We start from the raw sequence: 25,379 nt of genomic DNA, 5'->3' as shown, positions 1-25,379 counted from the left end.
TAGTCCTGTATATTACCACATCATGATGTATCCACATTCACATGAAAATCCGCAGGCAGTTTGCCATGTGAATGTGGAAGTATCGTTTTTACAAAATCCATAGTTTTTTTAATTCAATCCAGATGATATTTAGGGCTTAGAAACGGGATTCTCCTTGGTTCAAGGCGGTTTTGGTTCTTTGCAAGGAATGAAAGCGGTTCATATGGGGCTTTGTTAATGTTTGAAAGAATGGGTAAGGTAATGATACCCCCCATGAATTCTTATTACTTTTGTTACTTGGTTAGGATTAGAATTCTATGGATATTGTAAGAAAATGATGTGTAGGGAAAGATACTTATGTCATTTGGCAGCCATATGTTCATGATGTCCTGAAAGGATTGATATGCTTACATGGTTACCAAGTGCATAAATAGTAATTAAGCCACGTCCCTGTCCATTCTCCATTACAAATTCCATTATCATTCCTTTTTAGATGACATGCATGCTTCTAATGTAGAACCTGCTAATTTAAAGAAAACGAAAAGGAGGGGAACATGAATGATAATGATAAACTCAATGTTCAAGACAGAAACCAAGAGGGATTTTCCATTATTAATAGGAAAATTACTGATGTTAGATTTCATGATATCCTATTATACAGCTGGATATGGATATATTGTTTTGCTAAATGCTTATTTTCAAGAACAGATAAAGAAGAATAGTTGTGATTTAGAGTAATCCATGGTTTTAAGCTTGATAATTCGCTAAATCAGTGGAAAGATTAAGAATTCACGTTTTATGAAAATACTGCAGTCGATTGCCATATGGTGTTGCGATGAATCTTGAATAGTTGTTAAAACCTTTGTTACTTTTTTGGAATGAACTGTAATGTGGTGAGAAAACCAAGAAAACTTAGGTTTCTAATAGGATTCCCTTTGTCTATAAATCGCTAAAATTTAATTACCGTTTTAACCTCCATGTTGAAAATGATTAATATGGTATTCTAAGAAATTCAAATATGAGAGGCTAGTTTTATATTCCCTTGATTATTAGATTCCAAATAGATTGTTTTTTGGCCGTTATCCGTGGTTTTTAGAGTTTGGTTATCATAGTAGATTGTTTGGAAGTAAGGTAATAAGAATTTAAGAGTACCCGTAAAAAATAATGGTACTACGAAAAGTACAGCCAATGGTACATGTAAAATCCTTATATATCAAGAATTTCTATACTTTATTCTATATAAACGTACTCTTGTACTCTTATTTTTTTATAATATTTATATATTTTTCATGTGATGTCCCCTAAAAAATGGTATTAGTTTTTATAAAATAATCGTACATTATATCTATAAAAATAATGGTACAAAGGTACGTATATCACCAAAACCATTGGTACTAAAGGGGTGGGCTGTGTTCTCCGCTAGTGCCAAGTAATACCTCTGAATTCGAAGGAATCCTATTCAAACGCTTAGTTATCCTGATTTCCCATAAGATGTACCTCAGTTTGGATTATGGTACGTATAACTAAGAGGCTTTCATATAAGAAAAACAGGTTACAAATCAACTCCTTGTAACCTGTTTTTGATTCATATCATCCTTTCGAGTAACCCAGATAAAATGCTGAAAAGTAATCTTTTTCTCTAAACTCCTTTAATGTTATATTTACTTCCTCTTGCATCAACACATTTTGCATAGACTCCTTAAATACAACATCATCAATATAAATTTTGTGCATGTACCTTTCAAAATATCTTATGAGTTGTTTTTTAAGATTTTTAACCTGTCGCAGATTGGCTTCTTGAACTATATTCAAGAAATTTGCACTTTCTTCAAACTTTGGTTCAGCCTCTATGATTCTATTTAATACAATACCTACGCTTTTATAAAAGGTTTTCATTTTTTACCTCCAAATTATTTTTTTTACTATTCATCATTATCAACATCATCAACAACAAAGTAATTTCTCACAATCTCAGGCAAGTCTGGGTGGTCCAAATTTATTTTCCATGCATTTATCCGCCTGCCACTTTTGGAAAATGTCTTTTTCTTTTGGATACCAACAAAAAACTTGAAACTCTCCAAATCATTTAAGATTTTACGCGATGAGTTATAAAAGTTGTCCCAATCCTTGGTATTATCTTGGAATATCTTGAAACTGTCATCGGGAGCAATAAAGAGGACCTTTTCATCTTTTCCATCCTCATCGATATCTTCATCTTTTACGATATAGTGAACTCCCTCCTCCAGTTTCGGAAAGGTGGCCGCAGCCAATACACCGAGAGAAACGAGATACTGAATACTAGGGTGGTTCTCCTTGGTTCTCTCTTTCTTGTCTTCCCCATTGTTTTTAATAAAATTTAGTAAATCATTCATAACCTGTTCCGTATCAGGAAATCCAAAATACCCTAATACAACTTGTGCTCCTGCAGCACACAGGGCGTAATTGGTTGCCTCGCGACTGTCCATATTAGACATTTCAAGTTCTTCAAGAATTTCTACAAAGATATCAAAAATTAAATCTTCCCACTCATCAGATGTCATTTGTAGATGTTGTCCCATCCAATTGGCTATCTTTCCGGAACGAGCAAGGCGATTAAAGGCTTTAGTATCACGCTTAAACTTGGTCGAGTGAACAAAAACAGTACGAGACATTATCGCTGAATCTTCAGTTGGTACTTCTCCAGATAAGCCCACAATCGCATTGGTTGAATAGATTAATGGTGCATTGGGGTCGAGCGTGCCCCGCTTGTGGTCGTCTCTGTCAAAGGTTTTATTGATAACCTCCCGCATTAGATTAAAGAATCCGTTTTTTCCTGTATCCCTCACCTCGTCAAAATTAATCGGAAGAGAGCCATAAGCCTTAACAGATTTTCTCCAAATATCTTTTGTTGGGTTTGTATCGAACTTTCCTATTAGCCCAGCAATTTCAAATATTCTTCTCATATACTGAGTTTTACCTGACTGGAAAATACCTGTTGCAAATAAATATGGAAATTGCGGTGTATCCATCCGTTGTTCAAACATATGAACTTGGAATCCAGCAACAACCCAACCTAACCCGAGCAATCCTTGATATCCATACAACTTAAAGAAGCTCTGCAAGTATTCTAGAATTTCTTCTTTAGTTGGTTTAACTTGCTCTAAGGGACGAATTACCTTGAACATTCCATTATCAATAACTTTAAACGATTTTTCAGGTGTAACAATAAACCCATCCTTATCCGCATGATAAATCTCACCCTTTACATAAGCATACGTGGGATAAATCCAGCATTTATGTTCACGGTGATAACCAACATAGTCAATTAAGTGAACTGTCTCACCCTGATAATTCTTTATATAATCATATAGCAATTCAAGATGTTTTTGCTTCCCTATCCAGTTGAAATTTCCTTTTTTGGCCATTAATTCTTTAAAATGAGCATTAGTAGTCATAGCACTTGAATTTATGGTTATAACTACTGATTCTCCTCTACTGTCTTCGACTCTTACCACATTTGAATGATTACCATTTTCATCAATAAGAGTGTATAAAGGCGTAAGTATAAAATCCGAGATACGGACGGGGAAATTAGCTTCCCCTGTCCCTTCCCAAACGAAAAAGTATTTCCATTCGTATTGGATATGTAGTTCAGAATGTATTGCTTTCTCCTCTAACTTGGCGGCAGTAGGATGTTCATGAACATTACTCTCGTGTTCCTTGTCATCATTCTGTTTTTTGTTTTCTTTTTCTTTATCTTTGGATATAATGGATTTAAGAATTTTTTTAACGGATTTTTTCTTTTTAGTTCCTTGGTTTAAACCCTCGGAGCTTTTTTCTTTTTGGTTAGGTGCTTTATTCTGTTTCTCTTCCATAAATCAGAACGTTCCTCCATGTTCATTATTTCTATTTTCCAAACAAACTGTACCGAAATGCTTTTCAAATAAATCATAGCCATAGAAGCAGAATTCACAATGAAAAACATCTTCTTCCACCTCAAAAAATTCTGATGTTAAAGACCCTTCGTCTAAAAACACTTCGGCGGGTCTACCACAACTTGGACAACATGGCTTGTCCAACCTGTGAATTCCTTCTCGTTCCCAATCAGAATTAGTGTCTTTGTGAGTAAAACAAACGATATACTCAAACGTACTAAGGTTAATAAAGTCAATTATTTTCCTTTTCATGTTTTTTCCTCCTTGTTATTGTAATTCAACAATGTTATTATTAAATTGGTGATTTATGACCATTTTTAGGTCAGGGGCGTTAAAAATAATAGTCCTCGTCCAATTCCATAAGCCCCTCGGTATTTGGAAATGCGGCTTCGTAGTCGACCACCATAAATGGGATATTATCACTTGGTTTAACTCGTTTAAACACACAGCCCCAACACAAATGACTCCCATCTTCATTCTCGAACAGAATACGGTTTTTTGACACAAATCCATCCCTTTCGAGTTTCAGGTAAGCAATGTTATCACAATCATCGCATCTCAACATTTCATTTCTTACGTCTCCTTCCTCGTTTACTCCACCATCCTCAAAATTAATCACCTTATAAGCCACCTCATACTTGTTAACCCATTTATTATCGTATACTTCATCGTAAACAGAGCAATTTATCAAGTACTTTAATCTTTTCATTTACGCTACTCCTCCATATAGTAACTTTGGATTCATTGCTCTAATTTCAGTGCCAACAGAATCTGTATTTAGCAGTTGCTCTAGGATAGATTTCCTATGTTTCACCATCACTTCAGTTAACGAAAGCATGTCACTAATTTTCTCTTGATTGCTAAACAGTTCTTCTCTATCTTTAAAGATAGGGGTGAATGGAATAACTCCCATCAGAAACCACTTTCCATTAATCATTATGAAACTAGCTGTAAATAATGATTGAGGATGCTCTGAAAATTCGATAACAACCGTTCTGACTTCCTCTGGTGCTATACCTCCAGTGAGTTCTTCAATAAAGTTAGCTTTTACAATTATCATATTTTTACCTCTCCTCTGTATATTTATTTTTTTTGTTATTTTATCTTCTTGGAATTCTTTTTTCTTTATCATTATTTTTCATTAGCTGTTAACTTTTGAAGCAAATTGAGGCAATCTGGACAAAAATGCTCTATCCCCTCTTCATCTTCTAATTCATAAAATTCTGTAACTGTCCCTTTTTTGGGGGTTCGAGCCTCCTTTTCACAAAGGAAACAAGAAATAGGATTGTCAATAAAATCAAAATCTTTATATGTATCCAATGTCTTTAAGTCCAAAGAACTATAAATAAGCAAGTAATCCTCATCCATTTTTTCTATGAAACTAATATCAATTTTCCTTATCCCTTTTTCCTTTCTATTTCTCCTTACTGCCTTGTTATGTAAGTTAATCGCAAGTAATTCCTCCAAATTTTCATCAAAAGTCTTTTCACAAATCATTTTATCTGTAACTCCCTTCATATTTTTCATATTAATCAATTCCTCCTAATATTTATTTTCTATTCGAAAGTTTTTGTCCAAATCCATGACATCATCAAATGATACTCCATAATAATCAACAAGTTTTATCAAAATCGTGTACGTTGGGTCCCTTTTTCCTCTTTCAATCCTACTAAGAACAGAATTGGAAATTCCTATTCGTCTTGCAACTTCCTCTTGCGACACTCCTTTCTTGATTCGTAGTTCCAATAACTTATCTGCTAACAATCTAGACATCCTCCTTTCGTTCATTTAATCGTAAGGTGAATTCCTTATGCTCTTATTCTACTAAAGATTTGCCAATAAAGCAAATGTTTATTCAGAATATTCCTTGTATTTACTTTTATTTATACATTGTAATTTGCTGTAAAATCATTTAAACCCTTGTTATTACTGGTATTTTTGTGTTTTTTTTAAAAATACGAACCAAATCCCAACCACCTAATTTTTTACAATTTTTATTTATGTATTATATAAATCGTTATTTTCTATAGGTTTTTATTATTAATTAACAATTCAAAAAATATTTTAATTAAATAAAAGGTGCGGAACTTCTCTGTTCTGCACCTTCTTTCTCTTATCTTTTAGTTTTCATAATACTTTGTAACGGACTATACAAATTATGTTGTCTTATTAAATCTTCCTTCTCTAATTGGATATAACTTTTCGTGGTCGCGATATGTGCATGTCCTAAAGTACGCTGTAGAGTAAATATATCCATTCCGTTTAGGGCGGCTTGTTTTGCATAAAAGTGCCGAAACGCATGTGGTGATACCGACTTTTTTATTCCAGCTTTCTTAGCATATCTAAAAAAGCTGGTTCTCACCGAATCAATTCCTAAAGGCTCTCCAAAATTGCTGACAAATACATTACGTATGTCAAAGTATTGCCTTGTCTCATTAATTAGTTCAAAGAGTAACCGATTAACTTCACCCGAGAGCGGAATAATCCTCATTTTTCGATTTTTATTTTTGGATGCAGGCAAGTTTATACATCTTGATTTAAAGTCTATTTCTTCAACTTCTAGTGAGCAGATTTCATTGACCCTCATTCCAGTATCAATCAGCAACATTAACATAACATAATCCCTAAATTGCGCGAATAACCGCTGATTGGGTTGCTGTAATAAACGACGTACCTCTTCTTCTGTTAACGGCTCTTTGGTATCCTCGTCAACCTTCATTAATTTAATGTTTTCCATCGGGTTTCTTGTAATAATTCTTTCTTTCATTAAAACATTGAAAAAAGCCTTTAAAAAGCGAATACGAATATTGATTGTATAAGGTGACAATCCCTTCGATTGTTTAAGCTCTTCTTTTTTGAATGGATGTCCATCATACCTTGGCTTGTCATTTGCCAAGAAATTAATATATTCACGAACCGTGGCAGTATTGATTTCATCAATCCTTTCAATGTTAGGAATATGTATTCCCAACCACTCACAAAAGTATCTGTACTGAACAAAATACTCTCTTTTAGTACGTTCCTTTACGTTCTCCGTCTCCTTCACTTGAACAAATAAATTAAATGCCTCTTGGAGCGTATAATCCCTTCCTATAGGGCTTTTAAGTGACTCTCCTAATGCTTTAGAACCTCTTTCCTTCACAACTGCTTTACCACGTCTTTTTTCTGCTCCTGCTTGGATTGACATAATAAAAGCCCTCCAGTGAAACTACTGGAGGGCAAAACAGTCCTGAAGTCTAAGTAATTTTGTAACACAGTCTCATTGCTGCTAGTCCAACAGTTTCCCCATTTTCAACGGGGAAACTGTGTAGCAATCCATTATGTATCAAATACGGTTAAACCGTTGAAAATTCTAGGTTTTTATGAATTGGCGCAACCGAGTATTCTCGCGATTCCGCGACACAGTTTAGGAAACTGCAGCTCTATCCTGCTGAGCTACGGGGCCATTTATATATTAGATACCATATAAGTTATCATATCTTAGACGCCCTTTCAAGTTTCACCTAAAGAAGATATAAGGAAAATAGAATAGGATTTTCCTAAAGTCCTATATCTTTTACTAATGCCAATTTGAAACGAGGGATTTGTTCGTCAACATGGGATACTTGGTTATTAAATGGTCACTCAAGCTTCCGAAGCCATATAGCAGGATCTCTACTTTTCGCACCATCTCGATGAGGGTCATTTAGGCTTACGTCGATGACAATCCAGTCTTTTACCACAGAGAACCCCTCATATCTGTGACGTCAGGTTCGCACACGAATAGTTACGCCATTTTCCCTCGTCCTCTTAAAGGCATTCACTAAGATCCAAAAATGGCTACATACTGATCTGCCAGAACAAACTTATTCTCTTTCCATTTTAAAGTGTTCAAAACATACCCTAAAGAATCTGCATTATATCTTCCAGCTATTTTTTGATAGGCCAATAACTCATATACTTTATTTGAATCGAAATCTACTGGATACAAACCGCTTAAGGGATTTACAAATCCCTTAATTGGACTCTTGAGCTTGCCGTTCTTATCGTATATTTCATTTAAATATTCACTATCCCTAGTGGATATGTCTATAATATATTTTTTATTATTATTCTTGCTGACAACTTCAACTTTATAGTTGTCTTTATAAGTAACCTCGTACTTGTATTGCTCATTATATACATTAAAGTCAAAAAGTAATTGTGGTGCATTATTCAAGAAGGAATAAATGTAGTGGTACATAATCCCGCCACTGCCGCCTGTCGTGATGCTTATTAAAATATCAGCTACGCCATTTCCCGTGAAATCCCCCAGGAATAGTGTAGGGTTATAACCTGCATTTTCACGAAGTGCTGTACTAGTAAACCTGCCTGTTCTTCCATCCTGCACTAGAAGGGTTATATTTTGAGTAAATGGACTATCTTGAGTCTTTATTCCGGTTAAGTAAACATTATCTGGTGTTCTATCACCATTTACATCCCCCTGTACAAATGAAACAACACTCGGATAGTTCCTATTAGCCCTGAGATAATAATTATGCATAACATGCTCCTTTGGATTATAACCTTTTATAATATCCTATGGGCTAATAGGAATCTTGCTACAGAAAAGCCTAAAACATAATCACTTCACCGATACAAGCCTTTAATATACTCAATCTCTCGCTTTAATCCCTCTTCTAGGGATACTTTCGGGCTGTAGCCTAGAACCGATTCAGCTAAACGTATATCTGCCCAGGTATGTGGCGGATCTCCTGCCTGCTTATCCATATAGTCTACATGAGGTATCCGGTTGCATAATTTTCCGATCAAATCGATTACATCATTTAAAACGATCCGTGACTTGCCCCCAATATTAACCGCTATGCCTGCAGCATTCGCTTGGGCAGCCTGAAGATTTGCTTCTACGGCATCCTCTACATAGGTAAAGTCACGTGATTGGGTCCCGTCCCCATAGACCTGAATAGCTTCATTTCTTAAAACAGCCCGAATAAATTTATGGAACGCCATATCTGGCCTCTGCTTTGGACCATACACCGTAAAATACCGAAGGCTTATTGTTGGAACACCATAGTTATCAGCATATAGATGACATAGCTGTTCAGCTGCCAGTTTAGTCACTCCGTATGGGGACAGCGGTCTTGGATTGGTTGTTTCGGAGGTACTGCCTTCCGTCTTCCCGTAGATCGAGGAAGAGGAAGCATAAACCAATTTCTTGATCTCACTATTTTTTGCTGCTTCCAAGATAAGTTGCGTAGCTAAAATATTCATTTTAGAATAGTCCTGGAAGCTTTCTCCCCAGCTGCTGCGTACTCCCGGAATGGCCGCTTGATGAAAGACATAATCGACACCAGTCAGAAGATCCTTCCAATCTAGATCTAAAATATTTTTTTCTATCAAGGAAAAACCAGAATGCAATGCAAGCTCCTTAACATGATCCTGTTTAATTTTAGGATCATAATGATTGCTAAAGCAATCTACCCCCATAACCTGATACCCTTCTTGGAGTAAACGCTGGCTCAGGGATGAGCCAATAAAACCTGCACATCCTGTAACGATGGCTTTTTTCATTTTCTTACTCCTTTCCGCTTCCTCTCCCAAAGGAATGGTAGATAAATCCTAAACTCTTCAACATGCCCGGATCCAGCATATTTCTCCCGTCTATGATGAATTTATTTTTCATTCGCTTTCCTGCTTCGCACCAATCGATCTCCTTGAATTGCGGCCAATCCGTTATAATAAGGGCGGCTTCGCTTTGATCTAACGTATCGTATACGTCTGTGGCATAGTAAATCTGAGGGAAAATGGCCATGCTCTTTGTCATGGCAATCGGATCAAATGCTTTAATGGAAGCATGATACTGAAGCAGAAACTGGATGATCTCAATGGCCGGAGACTCGCGTACATCATCTGTATTCGGTTTAAAGGATAATCCAAAGATCGATACCGTTTTTCCTTCTATACTTCCGAGAACGGATAGCAGCTTTTCGATGACAAGATTACACTGTGTTCGATTGACTTCAATTACGGATCGCAAGATTTTAAACTCATAGTCCGCTTCCCCCGCCATTTGCACTAGGGCAGCTGTATCCTTAGGGAAGCATGAACCGCCATAGCCAATTCCAGCCTGCAAAAAGTAAGGGCCTATACGATGGTCATAGCCCATTCCCTTGGCCACATTTTGTATATCCGCTCCTACCTTTTCACACAGATTAGCTATCTCATTAATAAATGATATTTTCGTGGCCAAAAAAGCATTGGAAGCATATTTGATCATTTCTGCACTTCGTATATCAACTTTAAGTATGGGAACTTGCAGAGGTTCATAAAGGGAAACTAGGCCATCAAAAGCCCGCTCAGAACGCGCGCCAATAACAATCCGATCCGCTTGAAACACATCTTGAATGGCTGATCCTTCCCGCAGGAACTCAGGATTTGAAGCCACATCAAACGAAACATGCGGGGGTGCAATCTGCCGGATCAGCGTGATTAACTCATCATTGGTTCCAACAGGCACTGTACTCTTTACCACAATTAATTTATAAGCATTCAAACGTTTTGCGATTTCGGCCGCAGCATTTTTTACCGGACTTAAGTCCACTCGTCCTGAAGGCAAGGTCGGGGTTCCAACGGCAATAAAAATGATTTCTGATTGGCAAATGGCCTGATCCAAGTCCGATGTAAAGTGAAGATGGTCTTTGTTTTTTTCGATTAATTCCTTTAGACCAGGCTCATAGATCGGCGAAATCCCCCGTTGAAGGTTCCTAATCTTATCCGCGTCTATATCATAGCAAAGTACCCGGTTCCCTATTTCAGAAAGACAGACTCCCGTGACTAACCCAACATACCCTGCTCCTATAACCGATACATTCATAAAAGTCTCACCCTTAATAATTTCTGCCTCTTTAGTTAAATGAATGCAATAAATGCCCGCCCCTATTTATTAGAGGCGAGCATGTCTCATTTCTTATGAAACGCCTGAATGTCGATGTTTATCTTGTTCATATTGAAGGGCATCATGCAAAACAGGCCCTCTAGCATGATCAGGAATCGGAACGCCAAGCAGGGTACTGATCGTTGAGGCAAGCGAAACGATACTGTGTTTCTCATGAATCACTTTACCTTTTTGAATCATTGGTCCATGCATGAAGAATGGAACAAAGCGTTCACCCGTATCCAAATGTCCATGTCCGCCAATCCCATTTCCTTGGCCGTGGTCGGCCATGATCAAGAACGCTGTATCCTCCATGCTTCCTCTGTTCTCAAGCCACTGATAAAAATCAGCGATGAGCGCATCGGATTCTTGAATCTTTTGCAGATATTCAGGATATAGCACACCGCGGCTATGTCCGGTCTGATCTACCGCGATCATTTGCACTACAAACAGATCAGGTTCTTCCCGTTCATAAATTCGTTTCGCCTGTTCGATGATTTTCTTATCAACCACATCGTTATGGGATACAGCCGTAAAGCTTTCAACATGGTCACCAAAGGCATCAATTAAATGAGCACAACCAAACAGGACACCTTTTCTGCCCTGCTTCTTTAACACATCAAAAATACTTTCCACCTTGACGCCAAGGTCCCAAACCATGTTGGATTTAATGCCATGTTCCCAGGTATACGTTCCCGTAAACATAGAGGAAAAGCAAGTAACCGTTCTCGCCGGATAGATGGTTTCCATGTTTTCATAAACCGTTCCTCCCTTCATTAAGCGATGGAGAAACGGAGCTGATGCTTCGTACAGTCTCTCTTTACGGCATCCATCAATCACGACAATCACCATTCGTTTGGCTAATGGCTGCTGTTGCTCACTGGACGGTTCGACATAGGAGGGATACTCCTCCGGTTTCCAGTTAAAAAACCATCGGTGAATGAACCAACTGAACACTAGGAGTGCAATAGAAAAAATAAGATATTGAGGCAGAACGTTTAACGGTGCCGAAAGCTCATACACACCTTGCATCAACAGCAATTGGAGAAATACTTTGGGAACCTGCTCCCCCACATTTCCGCTCGTAGAATCTGTATTTAGCAGAAATAGCTTCCAAATTCTTAAAAAGTTAGTCCAAGGCGTTCCAATACGCAAATGGTAGTATAGCGTACCCCAGAAGAAAACGGTAAAAAATATAAAAAGACCAAAGGCAAGGATGTATTGGCTAAATGGCCCTATTCCGAACCCAAAGCCTGCCGCCAGCAGCGGAACCCACAAAAACCAGCGCAGATGTAGAGGGAAATCGTATTTATAGTAAATGGCCATGACCGGAGAAGTAAAAAGGACAGCGTAAAAAAACTTTGCAAGATCAAGGTCAGCCATGTGATATATAATAAACACGGAAAGAACAAAGATCGGAGTAAACGGTTTTCCCTCATTCAGCAAATTCCACATTCGAGCCATAATGATTTCAAATCTTGATGCTTGCTTCATACTTCAACTCCTTAAAACTTGATTAAACTTCTAATTCTGCCTCACTTTTATGTAGATGTAAGTAAGAATCATTTTCATTATAGTCTTCCTCTCCTAATTCCGTCAATGTTATCTACCCTAGCTTTCGACGGGTCAAACCCCAAAATAAGCTATGATAATTGTAGGGCCTTTATATTATTGACAATGATTTTCAATATGAGTTAGAATATTTTATGTATGATTTACCAAAATTGAGAAACCAAATTGTGTAAGGAAGGTGATTAAATTACTATGACAGCAGTATACAAAAAAACGTTCACCCTAGTACTAGGCTTCCTTCTGCTTTTCCAAGCGTCAATGGCCAGCGCATACTCTTATGGCAAGCCTGACGAAGAAGATATCGCGAATGTTTATACCCTTATCTATGCGGAGCTGCAAAAAGGATCGCCTGACTGGGGCAAGATTTCAACATCCTTTCAATCCGTAAAGGAGGAAATTGCTAATCCACATCATTTTGGAGCAAATTCTCCTAAGATGGCCTCCTACTTTGAAAGCAAAATTGCCAACAAGGACAAAAACGGAATTATCCCTAATTTTCAGGCGTTGCTCGTTTTAAACATTGAGAGACGATTAAAGTTTGTCGAGGAGAGCTTTACCGACTATAGCCGTGCAAAGCTGATCCTGGCCAAAGGCTATGCAACCTTTAGAGAATTAAAACCAACCATTAGCGGGAAGGTATCCTCTGCTGTTCTAGCGGATTTGGATAAATCTTTTAATATCATAAACGAAGAAGCTTTAGGAAATCCGGGGCTATTCGGAGTAGGAAAAAAAGAGCCCAACAAGGCCCTTTTTGATCAGCACCAGAATAAAATCTTAAACGCACTTAAGCCTAGCTTTCCATTAAATTTAACGTCCGCACCACAAAAAGGCATTTTATTGAAAATAGGCCAAAGCACTGCTACCATTAACGGAAAATCGAATAAACTTGATGCCGTTCCTTATATTAAGGCTAATCGAACCTACGTCCCTCTTCGCTTTATCAGTGAAGCTTTTGGTGCCAAGGTAACATGGGATGGAAAATCACAAACCGTAACCGTTGTTTCAGGATCAAAGAATATCAAACTAACGATTAATAAGTCCTACGCCTATAAAAATGGAACAAAAGTCAATTTAGATGCTCCGGCAGAGATAAGAAACGGCCGTACGTTTGTACCCGTTCGATTCATATCTGAAGTGTTAGGATATAAAGTAAATTGGAATGCATCAACCAAAACAGTAAGTATTCAATAGTTTAAGTAAACAACCATAGCTTATCATGCTATGGTTGTTTTTACTTTACGGATAAACAAAGAAAGACTGCTAATCCCACAGGACTAGCAGTCTCTCATACTCTATATTAGTTGATAATCACTTCACCATTATAATAGAACACATTACTCTTCAATAGGTTAGAAACCGCACGTACTGGAATATAGGTACGGCCATCCTCTAGAACAACCGGCTGATCAAGCTGAAGCTTATCATCCTTCTTACCGTTTACATAAACATCCTTGCTGCCGACAACTAACTCGACTTTCGTACTGCCTTTCGTAATCACAACCTTGCTATCAGCTTGCACCCAATCTACCTTTGCGCCGAGTGCTTCCGAAATAAAGCGTGTGGAAGCTAATGTGCGATTGGTTTGTTCATTTAGATAAGATGCTTTTTCTGAGAATTGTACTGATTTTCCGTTAAGCTTTAATTCGTTTTCCCCGATTTTAAAGTAGATTCCTTTCAAGCCGGAATGCAGCTTCAATACCTCGAATGCCTCTTTTGCCGCTTCTTCTACCTTATCCGCTTCTAATGCTTCATAGTAGGCCTGTCCGTGCAGCTGTACTTGTGCATATACTTCAGCATCCAATATGGTTTCTAATTGGCTTGCGAACGCATTTCCTTCTGCAGCATGAACAAGTGCCCCCGCCTTATCTTTTTTCGCAAGATCAACAAACAAGGCTTTGCCTGCATATTCATTTACTTTTGCAGATGCAGCAGTAGCCAGATGCGATTTCACCACATCTCCCTTTACTTGAGAAGCATCTCCGCCGCCTAAGGCATTTTTAATGGAATCCGCAGCTTCTTGATTTCCACCTGCTAAATAGTTATAGATTGGCATAAAGAAGAAGTAACCCTCAGACATATGAACTTTTGCATCTTCATTCTTGCCTTCCTTCACATCCTGCTCAATCTTTGCTGCGTACTTGCTAGTTGCTAATACGAACACCTTCATCATGGTCTTGTGGAAATATTGGCGATATACATTAAATGCCGTATTATCTCCATTATCTACTGCCTGCTGCATCGCTGGTACAACGGTAGTTTTCAGAAAATCCTGCATGGTCGTATTAAAGTCCTGATCGCGCTTTCCAGCGGTTACATAAATGGTTCCTTCAAAAAGTCGAATGGCCTGATTCAATGCTTCTTTAGCCTTTTGTTTGTCCCCAGCCGCCAATGCCGTTCTTGCTCCACCATTGAATTTATTAATTTGATCATAGAAGAACCATTGAAGACCCTTATCAATCGCCTGCTTTACTTGGCCTGCAGTTGCCTGACCTTCAACACCAGCATTCAGTACGATAGAAAGCTCTTGATCAATGACAGGATTAACAGCGATTACAGAATCCTTGAAATTCTTTTCATAGTCGGCTTTTACCTTGGCTAAATCAACTTTTTCAGCTTCAAATTCCTTTTTAATCAACTCAAAATTAGCTAGCTGGGTACCCTGAAGGGAAATATCTGTAGTATATTGGAACACAGTTTGCGCTTGAACAGATGCTTGTTCTGCGTTCACTGCAGATTCGAAGGATAGAAGGGAACCTCCTAATGTTAAAGAAAGAGCTAATGCCGTTGAAATCCATTTTCTCTTATTCATATGTACCTAAACCCCCATCAAAAGTTAGTTAGATTTAAATGATATTGATTATTACACTCTATATAATGATAATCATTATTATTTGGTATGTCAATATACAAGAAGGAAATACTTACATATTTCTCTTCGCAAAAAAAGAGCCGCCACTCATGTGCAGCTCAAATCATGCATAGTAACTCATACTACTCTATCATCCATTCGTATAGCGTAATATCATGGTAAACCGGATCAAATAACGGATTAGAAGAAAATTGGCCGATTTCCCGAATTTGTTTGGATACATCATACCCTTGCGACTTAAATCCCTCCACCACCGCATTAGTGAGAAAGATTCGTTTCCCTTGGTTCAACAAGAGGTCTTCCATAAAAATTTCATATGTAAAGATTCTTTTATGCTCATAAGGCACTTGCAAGTATTCCATAACCCTTGTTTCTTCCCATGTATAGACAAGAAAAGGACTCTCAATCGCATTCAAATGATCTGCTAATTGATAAGTTGCCGGGGATACCGTTGCCTGTTCCTTACTCAGCGTCATCCCCGCGAAAAATTGCACGCTAACCATCATAACTAAAAGACCCCATTTTATTCTTAGATTCCTTCTTGTTCGCAAGATTAGAATATAGAACAACAGAAGAGATGGCCCAATAAGGGGGGCAATATGCCGTGGCTTATCGATGTTCTGTGCAAACCAGGCATAGATAAAATAAAGAATCAGCAAGCTGGCCATTCCATAGTAATGGCGAAAATCATGGATGCGAAATCCGAACCGTATAGATTCTATAATCATAAGGATAAAAAGAAAAACCATTCCGGATGCAATGATCATTGATTGACCAATTAGCCCTGTCCACAAGAAATTTTCAAATAACAAGACTATCCCTCTGTCTAAAAGAGGTTGAGGATTAGACAAGGCTGACCCTCCCCATTCCGTGAAATGGCCTTTCACGAATTGAAAGGATAGTTCCAAAAAGCCACTCCAGCTTCCTTCCGACATAACAAGCCCTGTTACCCAAACCAGCTGAAAACAAATAGCAAGAATGAAATAAACCGCCCATCGCTGCCAGTAGCCTTGGCCCTGAAGCGCTCTTCTCTCTTTGATCCAGAGGTAGATAATCCCTACTCCGAACACAAAGTAAGATAATCGAATCCCCATCAAGATACTAAAAAGAAAGAGGGGCAGGATTTGTGTTAACCAGGTCCTATGCTTATTCGCTAAATATAAACTCCATAGATACCACCATAATACGGATAGAGCCGAACCTTCCGACATGGGTTGACTGGTTAATATCCAAAAATAGGTGGAACATTGAATGCAGAAGGTGATAAAAAGACTTTCTAATTTGGATAAGCCGTTTCTGGCTAATAGATAAATGGGGATCGATGATGCTGCACTCATAAGAACATTAAAAATAGACAAGGATTGAACGGGATCAGAAATCCATTGGTGAACCATCATTCCGCCAAGAATAAAGTAGGGGTAACCAGGAAAATGAGGCTGCATGGCCAACAGATCAAATCTTGACAGCCCTAAAGCAAAATCCACCTCATCCCAGGATCTAGCAAATGTGCTGCTGTATTCTAGACGCCATCCATACATGAAAAGAAATAAGAGTGTAATAGAAATCAAACAAAATGTAGAAATTAGAAGCCTAGGGCCCGATAATCTGTTCATCCCGCTAAATGATCTTGCAGGGATTGTTTAGCGTCAGCAGTTCTTGAAGGTGATTGTACAGGTCGGCGGATTTCTTTATAAATAGCTGGCAAAACCGATGTCAAATAAGCCCTGAATTTAATAAAAGACTCTCCCTTCGTTCTTACTTGGTAGCGTATAGGTATTTCCTTTACCCGAAACCCTTTTCGAATCAAATTTAAGGTTAGCACCTGAGCATAGTTATAATCGTGAACAATTTCTGCATGCTCCATGGCTTGTCTGGAAAAAGCTCGCATGCCTGATTGCCCGTCATAGATCCATTTGCGAAGAAGAATGGACTGAAGGAAAGTAAAAAAGTAATTACCCAATCTCCGGTGAAGCTTCATCCCCTTAATTTGGCCTAAAAATCGTGATCCCATCGTATAATCGGCTTCCCCGGACATAATAGGATAGACAATATCCGGAATTTGCTCAGCAGGATATTCATTATCGGCATCAATCATGACTCCTATATCTGCATCCAATAAACAGCATTCATGCAATCCTTGGCGAACCGCAGCCCCTAAACCTCTATTTGCATCAAACGAAAATATGTGATCCGCTCCGGCTCGTTTGGCTTCCTCAACCGTATGATCTTTAGAGCCATCATTGATTACGATGACTTTTACCTCTACTCTGTGATCAAAACTTCTGGGGACCTTTGAAATCACTTCAGCAATAGAGCCTTCTTCATTATGTGCCGGCAAAAATACGATAACTTTAACTTTTTTCATTTCTTTTTCTCCTCATTCCCCAACTCATGATCTCCTTCAACACAGTTGGAGTGCGATATAAGATGTAAATCCCAACTAAGTAAGAAAATATAAATTTGAAACCATGGCTAATCATGGCCACATGATAAGCTTTCTCCATAGAATAACCAATGGAGTATAAAGAAAAGGACATGACTGTTTCATAAGTCCCAATTCCTCCTGGTGTCAAGTGAAACACCTGCCCAGCTATCGTCATGCTATTTACCCAAATCGCCGCCAATATCGAGATGGGATTCCCTATTGACTGGGTTACTCCAAACACAACTATGGCCTCAAGCAGCCAACTCATTAGGACAAGACCATACATATATAATCCGGATAAGGATATCAGTGTGGTTTTCAATAGATTTACATGGCGATGAATCATAGGCACGCGCTCGAGGCCCTTTGAACGCCATAATGCAATCACCAACAGGGCAACCATAGCTATAAATACAACAAAATCATTTGGATCCCAATCTCTCCAATATAAAATGCCTATACTACAAAACAAACCTAGACTCAATAAATCTAACAATCTCATCACAGCAACGGAATGAGCAGCCAAATCCCAAGAAAGATTATTTTCTCTTGCGATCATTCCAGCTCGGACAATATCCCCTACCTTCACTGGAGCTATATGATTTACAAATAAACTATAAAAAAGGGCATGTAAATAGCGCATTAATGGAATATCTTTTTTTAAGTACATCTTCCAGGCAAACGCTTTGCAAATAAAAGACAGGTAATATAAGCCTGTTATCAGAATAAGCCAGAAAGGATTTCGCAGGAGCTCAATTCCATAGCTTTTCAATTGGCGATAGTCAAAAAATTGCTTACATAGGTATATAAAATATAAAAACATAATAAATCCAACAATCCTAGCTCCCCATTTTTTAAGCATGGATCATGTTACTCCTCATTAATAAAAACTTATAGGACAGTATACCGAATACTGTCCTGGATATAAATGAAAACAAATTGGAATTCTTTATGATAATGATAATTTTTATCACATATAAATGATATAGTTAGTATAGATCCTTGTCAATAGAAATAGCATTGTCTGGAATATTAAATATTGACAATATATAGTGTTGCATGTATAATTTAGGTTGATTTTATTTAATAATGATAATTAATATCAATATTGCATTTTGTGAAAGGACGTGTATGCGTGGACGGGCAAGCATTTTTAATTACCTTTCGCGAAGTTTTAGAGGCTCTATTAATAGTTGGAATTATTACCACCTACCTTACTAAAATGGGCCAAGAAAAATCTCACAAGTGGGTTTGGCTAGGAGTGTTCGGTGCAGTCGTTTCCAGCCTAATCGTTGCGTTTATATTCCAAGTGATTATGACTAGTTTCGCTGCCATGGGTAGCCAGCATTATTTGCGAATTTCCATCATGCTTATATCCAGCATACTCTTAACCCAAATGGTCGTTTGGATGGCTGATAATAGCAATGATATTAACACGAAGACGAAGCAAAAGCTTGACCAACTGATCACGGCAGGCAGCATTTTTGGGATGGTAATTCACGCTTACCTAGTTGTATTAAGAGAAGGAATTGAAACGGTCTTTTTCTTTGCGGCGATAAGTGGCGGGGATATCTCAAAGGCCATTCAAAGCTGGGGAGCCTTGCTAGGTGTTGTTTGTGCTGTTATTGCAGCTTACATCATATTTAAATCTACCATACGGTTTCCATTAAAAACGTTTTTCAAAATCACTGGTATTATGATTGTGTTTATAGCCGCCGGTTTATTTGTTCAAGCCATCGGCGCTCTTCAAGATTATGGTTTTATTGGAACGCTTAAAGAAGACGTTTATAATATAGCCCACATCCTCCCAGAACATCCAATAGACGAAGAGCAGCTGCGGCGGGAAGGCATTGAACCGCTCATTAGCGGTCAGATCGGTCTTTTCTTAATGGCCATGTTTGGATATTCCCATCATCCATCCTTTGAAGAAACAATCGGTTATTGGGGTTATTTTGCAGGTATCTATTTCTTTCTTCGATATCGAAGAAAAGTGTCCTCTCCAGCTAAAGAAGTGTTAAACAAGAAGTCTGAACTCGTAGTAAAAACAAGTGAACAATAAAATTTTGGGCAGTATAAAAAAATTCCTTGTCCTCTCCTTAAAGCGAGAGCAAGGAATTTTTTTACGGAATAAGAAAGTATAAACTTAATCCTTATTCCGCATAAAAAGCTTCCTCTAAAGGTGGTCTGGCTACCCCGAAATGCTTCAATGAAGCTTTTTTTATTAAAACGCTTAGCAAAGAATTACCTATTCCCCATTTTGAAACGACGGGTCAATAAACCACGAAAGGTTGACTTTCTTTTCTAGGTGTATGGCCTTTCTCAAATTCTTTTCATCTAATTGAATAGGCGATAAGGAATGTTGCTTAGAGTAGGTGATAAATTCCTCAACCGCTTTTCGAACAGCCTGCGAATCGTTTCGGGTATTCTCTGTGTGGGTAATTAATAGCCAAATTTGCTCATTAGGATCTTTACTCGCTGCCACTGCAACTATAGGAGCTCCATCTAAATAAAGATTCACAGCCGATGACAAACGGACATATCCGAAATCAATTTCCTTATTTCCAACCAGTGCGACGATATCCGTTTCCTCGGCGTACAGCTGGTGTGTTTTATCTTGCCCCTTTATGGAGTTATAATTTGCTGGTATTCCCGTAAGCAAAACTCGCTCATCAGAGGAAGAACATCCCGTTGCTGCTCCTAACGAGAAAAGTATGATCATGATCAAAGCCCCAATTCTTTTTTCCCACACGATTCATCACCTCAAAACCAAGTAATCCACTATGGTTTATTATACTTACATTGTCTTTGATCTTGGAAAACTGGTCAAGCCATATAATGTGTAGCGTGTACATTTAACCATTTTTGAAAAAAGACATAATACCCAGTGGTTTTTAAGGATATAAAAAGCCACTATTTATCCAAAATAACAGACCATCCATTATGATCCAAAAAAACTTTTGCTCAAAATGAAAAAAAGCATTATACTTAAGGAAATAGATTTGTCTGGAGTATAGCTATGATTCCACTTTTTAAAGAACCATTCTCTCAAAAAGTAAACAGTTTAAAGCAATTATATCGACTGATTTTTAAACATGGACCTATTACCAAAGGTTCCTTGATTGAATTAACGGGCATGAAGCAAAGCACATGCACCAGATTAATTGAGGAGCTTCTTCAGGAAAATGTCATTTTAGAGAGCGGGCTTGCGGAATCGAGCGGGGGACGTAAACCACTCATGTATCAAATCAATCCTAAGCTTTACTATCTCATAGGAATTGATATCTCCCGCATTCACTCTAAAATCTTATTAATGGATCTTCAGCTGACGATCTTGGCAGAAGTGAAGATGACCATGAGACAAGATAGTACGCCTGAATTGACCATTCAGTGGATTCGAAATCAAATTAACCATCTTTTACAGCAACATGAGATTAGTACTAATTCTGTCTTAGGAATAGGAATAGGAGCGGTCGGTCCATTAAATCGAGAAGACGGAATAATTATGAACCCATTAAACTTTCCTTCTGTAGGGTGGAAAGATGTGCCGATCTGTAAGATTTTACACGAACATTTTAACCTTCCTGTTTTATTGGATAATGGAGCGAATACAGCCGTTTTAGGAGAGTATATCAACGGGTTCTGGAGAGACTCGGATAGCATGGTCTATAACCTGACAGGCGTGGGTATTCGTTGCGGTATCTTAACCCACGGTCAAGTGAATCGGGGTCCCGTAGATATGGAAGGGGCTTATGGCCATACCACCGTAGATCTTCATGGGCGCCAATGCTCTTGTGGAAAGTATGGCTGTTTAAATGCCTACGCTACGATTCTCGCTATTCAAGAGGAAGTTATCCGTGGAATCAAGCGAGGACGCCCTTCGTTATTAAAAGAACGTGGCTTGGATATGGAACAAATTGAATTCAGTGATATCTGTTGGGCTGTAAAAGAAGGAGATCCGCTTTGTCGGGATGTTGTTCGAGATGCTGCCTACTATTATGGAATCGGGCTTGCCAATCTAATGTTTATGCTCCATCCGGACATCGTTCTGCTTGGGGGACCCTTGGTTACCGAACTTGACTACTTTTATCAGGTTTCCACAGAGATTGCGCTGGAAAAGATGCAGCTTTACCCTGACTATCCCGTCCGTTTTAGCCGGGGGAAACTAGGGGAAAATGCGGTAGCGGTTGGTGCAGGAAGCATGGTTTTCGAATCTTTCTTAAGGTAGGTGGAAGCTAAATGACACAAGAAAAGGTTTCAGTGAAGATGATCTGGAGAATTTTCTATACGTTCTTTTTCATATCCCCTGCCACTTTTGGAGGGGGATATGCGATGATTCCTCTCCTAGAGAAAGCTGTTATCGAACGTAATCAATGGATGAAAAAAGAAGACATTACTGATGTACTTGCTATTGCCCAAACAGTACCCGGTTCGATTGCTGTTAATGCTGCTACATTTATAGGGTATCGCTTAGCTGGTGTCATCGGCGCCATTGCTGCAACCATCGGCATGATTACTCCTACATTTATCATTATTCTGGTTCTCGCCTCTCTGTTCTTGGAATTTCAACATTATCCTATCGTTCAGGCTGCTTTCTTGGGCATTCGTCCCGCAATTGTAGCTCTCATCTTCTTTGCCGCTGTTAAGACGGGGAAGACTGCCATTTCGGACAAAACAACAGGTATGGCAACAATACTTACAGTTGTTGTTCTATTATTCACACCGGTTCATCCTATGTTAGTAATTCTGATCGGAGCACTTGCAGGAATCGTGTTAGCAAAAAGGAAGGCACCAGCCAAGTATAAGGAAACAGACTTAGATTACTTCATGGGAGCCGGAATTTAAAGAAGGGAAGAAAAACCAATGTTATGGTGGGAGCTATTTATATCGTTTTTTAAAATTGGTTTTATTTCTTTCGGCGGTGGATATGCAATGATCCCCATTATCGAATACGAGGTTCGAAAGCATGATTGGATGACCCCTCAGCAATTTACAGACGTTATCGCCATTGCCGGGATGTCACCAGGTCCAATCGCTGCCAACAGCGTTACATTTATCGGCTATAAGATTGCAGGAATGCCTGGTGCCATCCTTTCTATTCTAGCCATTTCACTTCCTTCACTGATTACCGTCCTGCTTGTTGCTGTAGTTTTTCATAAGATTCAACACCATCCCTATTTTCAGTCCTCCTTTTATATCCTACGACCAGTCATTACCGGGCTGATTGCCTTTGCTGCTATTCGATTTGCTATTAATAATGGTATCATCAGCTGGTCTCTTGACATCGCTGGAATCCTTATCATGATAGGCGCTTTAGTCATCCTCCTGTTTACAAAGCTTCATCCAGCTCTATTAATCGTCATATCAGGTATTGCTGGAATAGCATTCTACTATTAATAGGAAAAAAGAGCTGCGATAAATCGCAACTCTTTTTTCCCATACCCGTGATTATTTTACAATCTCCCATTCCTTGTTTTTCTGCAGCTCTCTTAATAGCCCTGTTAATTCATTAATGGTTCGAAGTCTACTATCCCAAGCCTCCTGTTCCATACTTTCATAAGGTGAGATCCAGACCGTTCTTCCACCTAACTTCTTAACGGGATATAAATCATTCCACGGGTTGTCCCCTATCGATAATACCTGATTGGGCTGCAATCCTGTTTCCTCAAGAATTGATTTCATCCGAGAAGCTATTCCGTGCGGTTTTTTTCCATCATAGAAAACCTGATCAAATAAAGCGTCTATTCCTAAGTAGCTAACGCATTCCACCCCATTATAGTGATCCGTATTCGTAATGAGAATTTTCCTTTGAACTCTTGTCAATTCATTAATGGCCATCATCAATTGATCATCTCGCATAATGCCATTTTCTGAGGAGATCATATCTTTTCGAACCTTTTCAAATGCCTCTCTTAATCTTCCATCCGATAGGTTTAAACGTCTAGACAAAATTGCCACTACTCCCCACGCATCACCGGCATAAAGGCAATCATTCCAAAAGTTTGGATCTGTATTGGCAAGATGAATTAATTTTTTTAGATCCGCTTCCTGGCCATCCCATGTTTGAGCAGATTGAATGTTGTCCTTGACTACGTGGAATGCGATTTCATGGCGATGATGATAAAGATGTCCTAATTTAAAAGGATGAGCATGCTGAAGAATGCGTTTAGCTTCAGCTATTACGTTATCTAACTCTTCTTCCTTTTCGGATTCTCTCAATAAGTGGCCTAAGTAACGCTTATAAAAATCATGATCTTGATATAATGTACCATCCAAATCAAAAATGATAACTTCTATTTCCCTCATCCATTTCACTTGTTTACCCCCCCCCTGAAAGAAAGGCTTCCATTTCTTAGTACCAGGTAGCTAATACTAAGAATAGAAGCGCTTATCGTTCGTTATCTATTTGCTTAACAATTCATCTGCTTTTCTTGCTGCTTCCGCAATGGCAGCTTCCGGTGCTACCGAACGGTCTAGAATTGCCCGTTTAATTTCATCTTGAATGATTGTCCCAATTTCCGGGTAAACAGTCTCCATGGGACGAGGACCTGCATACTCGAGTTGATCGACGGCTACTTTAAATTGAGGCTTTTCTGCGTACAATTTCTTCATCTCTTCGCTTTCAACGGCAGACTTACGGCTTGGCAAATATCCCGTAAAACTACTAGCATAGATGGTTTGTTCTTTTTCCGTCATCCATTTGATAAACTTCCAAGCCGCTTCTTTCTTTTCCTCCGAAAGGCCCGCTACAATTACCATGTTCGCTCCACCAGTCGGTACGCCATAAGTGGTATTTGCAGGCATAAAGGTCGTATTCAATTCAAAGTTTCCTTCTTTTGCGATCTCTAGAATTTTCGTTAAATCAGCAGTTGAGCTAAAGTACATGCCTGATTTTTGGTTTGCAAAATCCTGTCTGGATAAAGGACTCGCATCATCACCCGTAGGGATTTTAAGGATGCCCTCATCCACCATCTTGATCCAAAGCTTCACCGGATCGACTCCAGCGGCGTTGTTAAAAGCAGCAGTCTTTCCATCCTCAGAGATCATCTTTCCTCCGCTGGATTTTACAAACCCTTCATAAAACCAGATACCAACTGGCATGGTCATGCCTACTCGCTCCCCTGGAACCGTCATTTTTCTGGCATACTCCTCCCATTCCTTCCAGTTCTTTGGACCTGCCGGGTCTAGACCAACCTCCTTGGCCATGGTTGCATTTAAATATAACAGCGGTGTACTGCGCAGATAAGGAAGGCCATGAAGCTTACCATCAATATAGGAATTTCCCATGAGTCCAGGAATAAAATCATCTATGTCCACTTGGTCCCTTTGAACAAACGGCGTTAAATCTTCTGTCATGCCATTTCTCGCAAATACTCCCATAGAGGCAATCTCATTAAGGGTAACGGCAGGAGGATTTCCCGCTGCAAAAGCCGCTTGTGTCTTAGCATGTAGTTCTTCGTAATTTCCCTGGAAACTCGCTTTCACATGAACCTCATCCTGTGATTCATTAAACATCTTTACTAGGTTCTCATTATTTTCCCCGATTTTATCGCCAAAGGCATACCAGTACTCGATTTCCACTGGCTTTTTATCCCCTTGCGCAACTGGTTGTCCGCTAGCCGTTTCCTCCTGGCTTAGCCCGCATCCCGCTAATGTCAGCATTAATGTGGCTTCTAATGTCAATTTGATAAGCTTTTTCATGTTTTCTCT

The 25,379-nt window shown here is 38.8% G+C and carries 25 protein-coding genes; 6 read left to right on the top strand and 19 right to left on the bottom strand.

Going from position 1 to position 25,379, the window contains the following annotated elements:
* Positions 1 to 533: 533 nt before the first annotated feature.
* On the top strand, positions 534 to 701 hold the full coding sequence (locus ABLT31_RS26830; RefSeq protein ID WP_367757610.1) for a hypothetical protein: 168 nt from the start codon (positions 534 to 536) through the stop codon (positions 699 to 701).
* 868 nt (positions 702 to 1,569) lie between these two features.
* Here the strand turns inward: ABLT31_RS26830 and ABLT31_RS26825 are convergent.
* The 12 genes from ABLT31_RS26825 to ABLT31_RS26770 form a co-directional block, all read right to left on the bottom strand.
* Positions 1,570 to 1,875, bottom strand: a complete 306-nt coding sequence (locus ABLT31_RS26825) for a hypothetical protein (protein ID WP_367757608.1) — start codon at positions 1,873 to 1,875, stop codon at positions 1,570 to 1,572.
* Between the two features lie 26 nt (positions 1,876 to 1,901).
* Positions 1,902 to 3,833 carry a hypothetical protein gene (locus tag ABLT31_RS26820; protein WP_367757606.1) on the bottom strand — a complete coding sequence of 644 codons (1,932 nt, stop codon included), beginning with the start codon at positions 3,831 to 3,833 and terminating at the stop codon, positions 1,902 to 1,904.
* A 3-nt stretch (positions 3,834 to 3,836) separates the two neighbouring features.
* Complete coding sequence (locus tag ABLT31_RS26815; protein ID WP_367757605.1) at positions 3,837 to 4,145, bottom strand: hypothetical protein; 309 nt, start codon at positions 4,143 to 4,145, stop codon at positions 3,837 to 3,839.
* 79 nt (positions 4,146 to 4,224) lie between these two features.
* Positions 4,225 to 4,602, bottom strand: coding sequence for a hypothetical protein (locus ABLT31_RS26810; RefSeq protein ID WP_367757603.1), 378 nt, complete (start codon positions 4,600 to 4,602; stop codon positions 4,225 to 4,227).
* Entirely contained in the window at positions 4,603 to 5,025 is a 423-nt protein-coding gene (locus tag ABLT31_RS26805; RefSeq protein WP_367757601.1) for a hypothetical protein, read from the bottom strand.
* Positions 5,025 to 5,420, bottom strand: coding sequence for a hypothetical protein (locus tag ABLT31_RS26800; RefSeq protein WP_367757599.1), 396 nt, complete (start codon positions 5,418 to 5,420; stop codon positions 5,025 to 5,027). Before ABLT31_RS26800 ends, ABLT31_RS26805 begins: the two co-directional genes overlap by 1 nt.
* 15 nt (positions 5,421 to 5,435) lie before the next feature.
* Positions 5,436 to 5,657 carry a helix-turn-helix domain-containing protein gene (locus ABLT31_RS26795; protein WP_367757597.1) on the bottom strand — a complete coding sequence of 74 codons (222 nt, stop codon included), beginning with the start codon at positions 5,655 to 5,657 and terminating at the stop codon, positions 5,436 to 5,438.
* A gap of 349 nt (positions 5,658 to 6,006) precedes the next feature.
* Positions 6,007 to 7,080, bottom strand: a complete 1,074-nt coding sequence (locus ABLT31_RS26790; protein WP_367757595.1) for a tyrosine-type recombinase/integrase — start codon at positions 7,078 to 7,080, stop codon at positions 6,007 to 6,009.
* A 615-nt stretch (positions 7,081 to 7,695) separates the two neighbouring features.
* Positions 7,696 to 8,415 carry a VCBS repeat-containing protein gene (locus ABLT31_RS26785; RefSeq protein WP_367757593.1) on the bottom strand — a complete coding sequence of 240 codons (720 nt, stop codon included), beginning with the start codon at positions 8,413 to 8,415 and terminating at the stop codon, positions 7,696 to 7,698.
* Between the two features lie 86 nt (positions 8,416 to 8,501).
* Positions 8,502 to 9,443, bottom strand: a complete 942-nt coding sequence (locus ABLT31_RS26780; RefSeq protein ID WP_367757591.1) for an NAD-dependent epimerase/dehydratase family protein — start codon at positions 9,441 to 9,443, stop codon at positions 8,502 to 8,504.
* Between the two features lie 4 nt (positions 9,444 to 9,447).
* A complete protein-coding gene (locus ABLT31_RS26775; protein ID WP_367757589.1) occupies positions 9,448 to 10,746 on the bottom strand; it encodes a UDP-glucose dehydrogenase family protein in 1,299 nt (432 codons plus the stop codon).
* A gap of 93 nt (positions 10,747 to 10,839) precedes the next feature.
* On the bottom strand, positions 10,840 to 12,300 hold the full coding sequence (locus ABLT31_RS26770) for an alkaline phosphatase family protein (protein ID WP_367757587.1): 1,461 nt from the start codon (positions 12,298 to 12,300) through the stop codon (positions 10,840 to 10,842).
* A gap of 270 nt (positions 12,301 to 12,570) precedes the next feature.
* On the opposite strand from ABLT31_RS26770, the gene ABLT31_RS26765 reads away from it, so the two are divergent.
* A complete protein-coding gene (locus tag ABLT31_RS26765) occupies positions 12,571 to 13,569 on the top strand; it encodes a copper amine oxidase N-terminal domain-containing protein (protein ID WP_367757585.1) in 999 nt (332 codons plus the stop codon).
* A gap of 106 nt (positions 13,570 to 13,675) precedes the next feature.
* On the opposite strand, the gene ABLT31_RS26760 is transcribed toward ABLT31_RS26765, so the two are convergent.
* The 4 genes from ABLT31_RS26760 to ABLT31_RS26745 all read right to left on the bottom strand — a co-directional run bounded on the left by ABLT31_RS26760 (position 13,676) and on the right by ABLT31_RS26745 (position 18,534).
* Positions 13,676 to 15,187, bottom strand: coding sequence for a stalk domain-containing protein (locus ABLT31_RS26760; protein WP_367757583.1), 1,512 nt, complete (start codon positions 15,185 to 15,187; stop codon positions 13,676 to 13,678).
* 182 nt (positions 15,188 to 15,369) lie between these two features.
* Positions 15,370 to 16,785 (bottom strand): glycosyltransferase family 39 protein, encoded by a 1,416-nt coding sequence (locus ABLT31_RS26755; protein ID WP_367757581.1) that lies wholly within the window; start codon positions 16,783 to 16,785, stop codon positions 15,370 to 15,372.
* A 71-nt stretch (positions 16,786 to 16,856) separates the two neighbouring features.
* The gene (locus ABLT31_RS26750; protein ID WP_367757579.1) at positions 16,857 to 17,612 is read right to left on the bottom strand and encodes a glycosyltransferase family 2 protein; all 756 of its coding nucleotides are present in this window, start codon (positions 17,610 to 17,612) and stop codon (positions 16,857 to 16,859) included.
* Complete coding sequence (locus ABLT31_RS26745) at positions 17,599 to 18,534, bottom strand: lysylphosphatidylglycerol synthase transmembrane domain-containing protein (protein WP_367757577.1); 936 nt, start codon at positions 18,532 to 18,534, stop codon at positions 17,599 to 17,601. The genes ABLT31_RS26750 and ABLT31_RS26745 overlap by 14 nt, the downstream gene beginning before the upstream one ends.
* A gap of 273 nt (positions 18,535 to 18,807) precedes the next feature.
* Here ABLT31_RS26745 and ABLT31_RS26740 point away from each other — a divergent pair, with 273 nt between their 5' ends.
* A complete protein-coding gene (locus ABLT31_RS26740; RefSeq protein ID WP_367757575.1) occupies positions 18,808 to 19,731 on the top strand; it encodes an FTR1 family iron permease in 924 nt (307 codons plus the stop codon).
* A gap of 186 nt (positions 19,732 to 19,917) precedes the next feature.
* Here the strand turns inward: ABLT31_RS26740 and ABLT31_RS26735 are convergent, their stop codons facing one another.
* Positions 19,918 to 20,421 carry a hypothetical protein gene (locus ABLT31_RS26735; protein WP_367757573.1) on the bottom strand — a complete coding sequence of 168 codons (504 nt, stop codon included), beginning with the start codon at positions 20,419 to 20,421 and terminating at the stop codon, positions 19,918 to 19,920.
* Between the two features lie 267 nt (positions 20,422 to 20,688).
* Here ABLT31_RS26735 and ABLT31_RS26730 point away from each other — a divergent pair, with 267 nt between their 5' ends.
* From ABLT31_RS26730 to ABLT31_RS26720, 3 genes are read left to right on the top strand one after another with little or no spacing between them, the layout of a single operon-like run.
* Positions 20,689 to 21,897: an ROK family protein gene (locus tag ABLT31_RS26730; protein ID WP_367757571.1), complete on the top strand. Its 1,209-nt coding sequence runs from the start codon at positions 20,689 to 20,691 to the stop codon at positions 21,895 to 21,897.
* 11 nt (positions 21,898 to 21,908) lie between these two features.
* Positions 21,909 to 22,514 (top strand): chromate transporter, encoded by a 606-nt coding sequence (locus tag ABLT31_RS26725; protein ID WP_367757569.1) that lies wholly within the window; start codon positions 21,909 to 21,911, stop codon positions 22,512 to 22,514.
* An 18-nt stretch (positions 22,515 to 22,532) separates the two neighbouring features.
* Positions 22,533 to 23,066, top strand: a complete 534-nt coding sequence (locus ABLT31_RS26720) for a chromate transporter (protein WP_367757567.1) — start codon at positions 22,533 to 22,535, stop codon at positions 23,064 to 23,066.
* Between the two features lie 51 nt (positions 23,067 to 23,117).
* On the opposite strand, the gene ABLT31_RS26715 is transcribed toward ABLT31_RS26720, so the two are convergent.
* On the bottom strand, positions 23,118 to 23,975 hold the full coding sequence (locus ABLT31_RS26715; RefSeq protein WP_367757663.1) for an HAD family hydrolase: 858 nt from the start codon (positions 23,973 to 23,975) through the stop codon (positions 23,118 to 23,120).
* A 96-nt stretch (positions 23,976 to 24,071) separates the two neighbouring features.
* The gene (locus ABLT31_RS26710) at positions 24,072 to 25,370 is read right to left on the bottom strand and encodes an ABC transporter substrate-binding protein (RefSeq protein WP_367757565.1); all 1,299 of its coding nucleotides are present in this window, start codon (positions 25,368 to 25,370) and stop codon (positions 24,072 to 24,074) included.
* Between the last annotated feature and the right edge of the window lie 9 nt (positions 25,371 to 25,379).

It is taken from the genome of Ammoniphilus soli, assembly GCF_040813775.1.
Note: the sequence above shows the minus strand (reverse complement) of the source record. Positions and strands in the feature narration are given on the sequence as shown.

Excerpts from the sequence above, each read along its gene's own strand:
- ABLT31_RS26765 (WP_367757585.1), top strand. The coding sequence starts at position 12,571 with ATGACAGCAGTATACAAAAAAACGTTCACCCTAGTACTAGGCTTCCTT.
- ABLT31_RS26720 (WP_367757567.1), top strand. The coding sequence starts at position 22,533 with ATGTTATGGTGGGAGCTATTTATATCGTTTTTTAAAATTGGTTTTATT.
- ABLT31_RS26755 (WP_367757581.1), bottom strand. The coding sequence starts at position 16,785 with ATGTATGGATGGCGTCTAGAATACAGCAGCACATTTGCTAGATCCTGG.
- ABLT31_RS26800 (WP_367757599.1), bottom strand. The coding sequence starts at position 5,420 with ATGAAAAATATGAAGGGAGTTACAGATAAAATGATTTGTGAAAAGACT.
- ABLT31_RS26770 (WP_367757587.1), bottom strand. The coding sequence starts at position 12,300 with ATGAAGCAAGCATCAAGATTTGAAATCATTATGGCTCGAATGTGGAAT.
- ABLT31_RS26745 (WP_367757577.1), bottom strand. The coding sequence starts at position 18,534 with ATGCTTAAAAAATGGGGAGCTAGGATTGTTGGATTTATTATGTTTTTA.
- ABLT31_RS26805 (WP_367757601.1), bottom strand. The coding sequence starts at position 5,025 with ATGATAAAGAAAAAAGAATTCCAAGAAGATAAAATAACAAAAAAAATA.
- ABLT31_RS26785 (WP_367757593.1), bottom strand. The coding sequence starts at position 8,415 with ATGCATAATTATTATCTCAGGGCTAATAGGAACTATCCGAGTGTTGTT.
- ABLT31_RS26710 (WP_367757565.1), bottom strand. The coding sequence starts at position 25,370 with ATGAAAAAGCTTATCAAATTGACATTAGAAGCCACATTAATGCTGACA.
- ABLT31_RS26715 (WP_367757663.1), bottom strand. The coding sequence starts at position 23,975 with ATGAGGGAAATAGAAGTTATCATTTTTGATTTGGATGGTACATTATAT.
- ABLT31_RS26750 (WP_367757579.1), bottom strand. The coding sequence starts at position 17,612 with ATGAAAAAAGTTAAAGTTATCGTATTTTTGCCGGCACATAATGAAGAA.
- ABLT31_RS26790 (WP_367757595.1), bottom strand. The coding sequence starts at position 7,080 with ATGTCAATCCAAGCAGGAGCAGAAAAAAGACGTGGTAAAGCAGTTGTG.
- ABLT31_RS26775 (WP_367757589.1), bottom strand. The coding sequence starts at position 10,746 with ATGAATGTATCGGTTATAGGAGCAGGGTATGTTGGGTTAGTCACGGGA.
- ABLT31_RS26815 (WP_367757605.1), bottom strand. The coding sequence starts at position 4,145 with ATGAAAAGGAAAATAATTGACTTTATTAACCTTAGTACGTTTGAGTAT.
- ABLT31_RS26825 (WP_367757608.1), bottom strand. The coding sequence starts at position 1,875 with ATGAAAACCTTTTATAAAAGCGTAGGTATTGTATTAAATAGAATCATA.
- ABLT31_RS26725 (WP_367757569.1), top strand. The coding sequence starts at position 21,909 with ATGACACAAGAAAAGGTTTCAGTGAAGATGATCTGGAGAATTTTCTAT.
- ABLT31_RS26810 (WP_367757603.1), bottom strand. The coding sequence starts at position 4,602 with ATGAAAAGATTAAAGTACTTGATAAATTGCTCTGTTTACGATGAAGTA.
- ABLT31_RS26730 (WP_367757571.1), top strand. The coding sequence starts at position 20,689 with ATGATTCCACTTTTTAAAGAACCATTCTCTCAAAAAGTAAACAGTTTA.
- ABLT31_RS26830 (WP_367757610.1), top strand. The coding sequence starts at position 534 with ATGAATGATAATGATAAACTCAATGTTCAAGACAGAAACCAAGAGGGA.
- ABLT31_RS26760 (WP_367757583.1), bottom strand. The coding sequence starts at position 15,187 with ATGAATAAGAGAAAATGGATTTCAACGGCATTAGCTCTTTCTTTAACA.
- ABLT31_RS26780 (WP_367757591.1), bottom strand. The coding sequence starts at position 9,443 with ATGAAAAAAGCCATCGTTACAGGATGTGCAGGTTTTATTGGCTCATCC.
- ABLT31_RS26820 (WP_367757606.1), bottom strand. The coding sequence starts at position 3,833 with ATGGAAGAGAAACAGAATAAAGCACCTAACCAAAAAGAAAAAAGCTCC.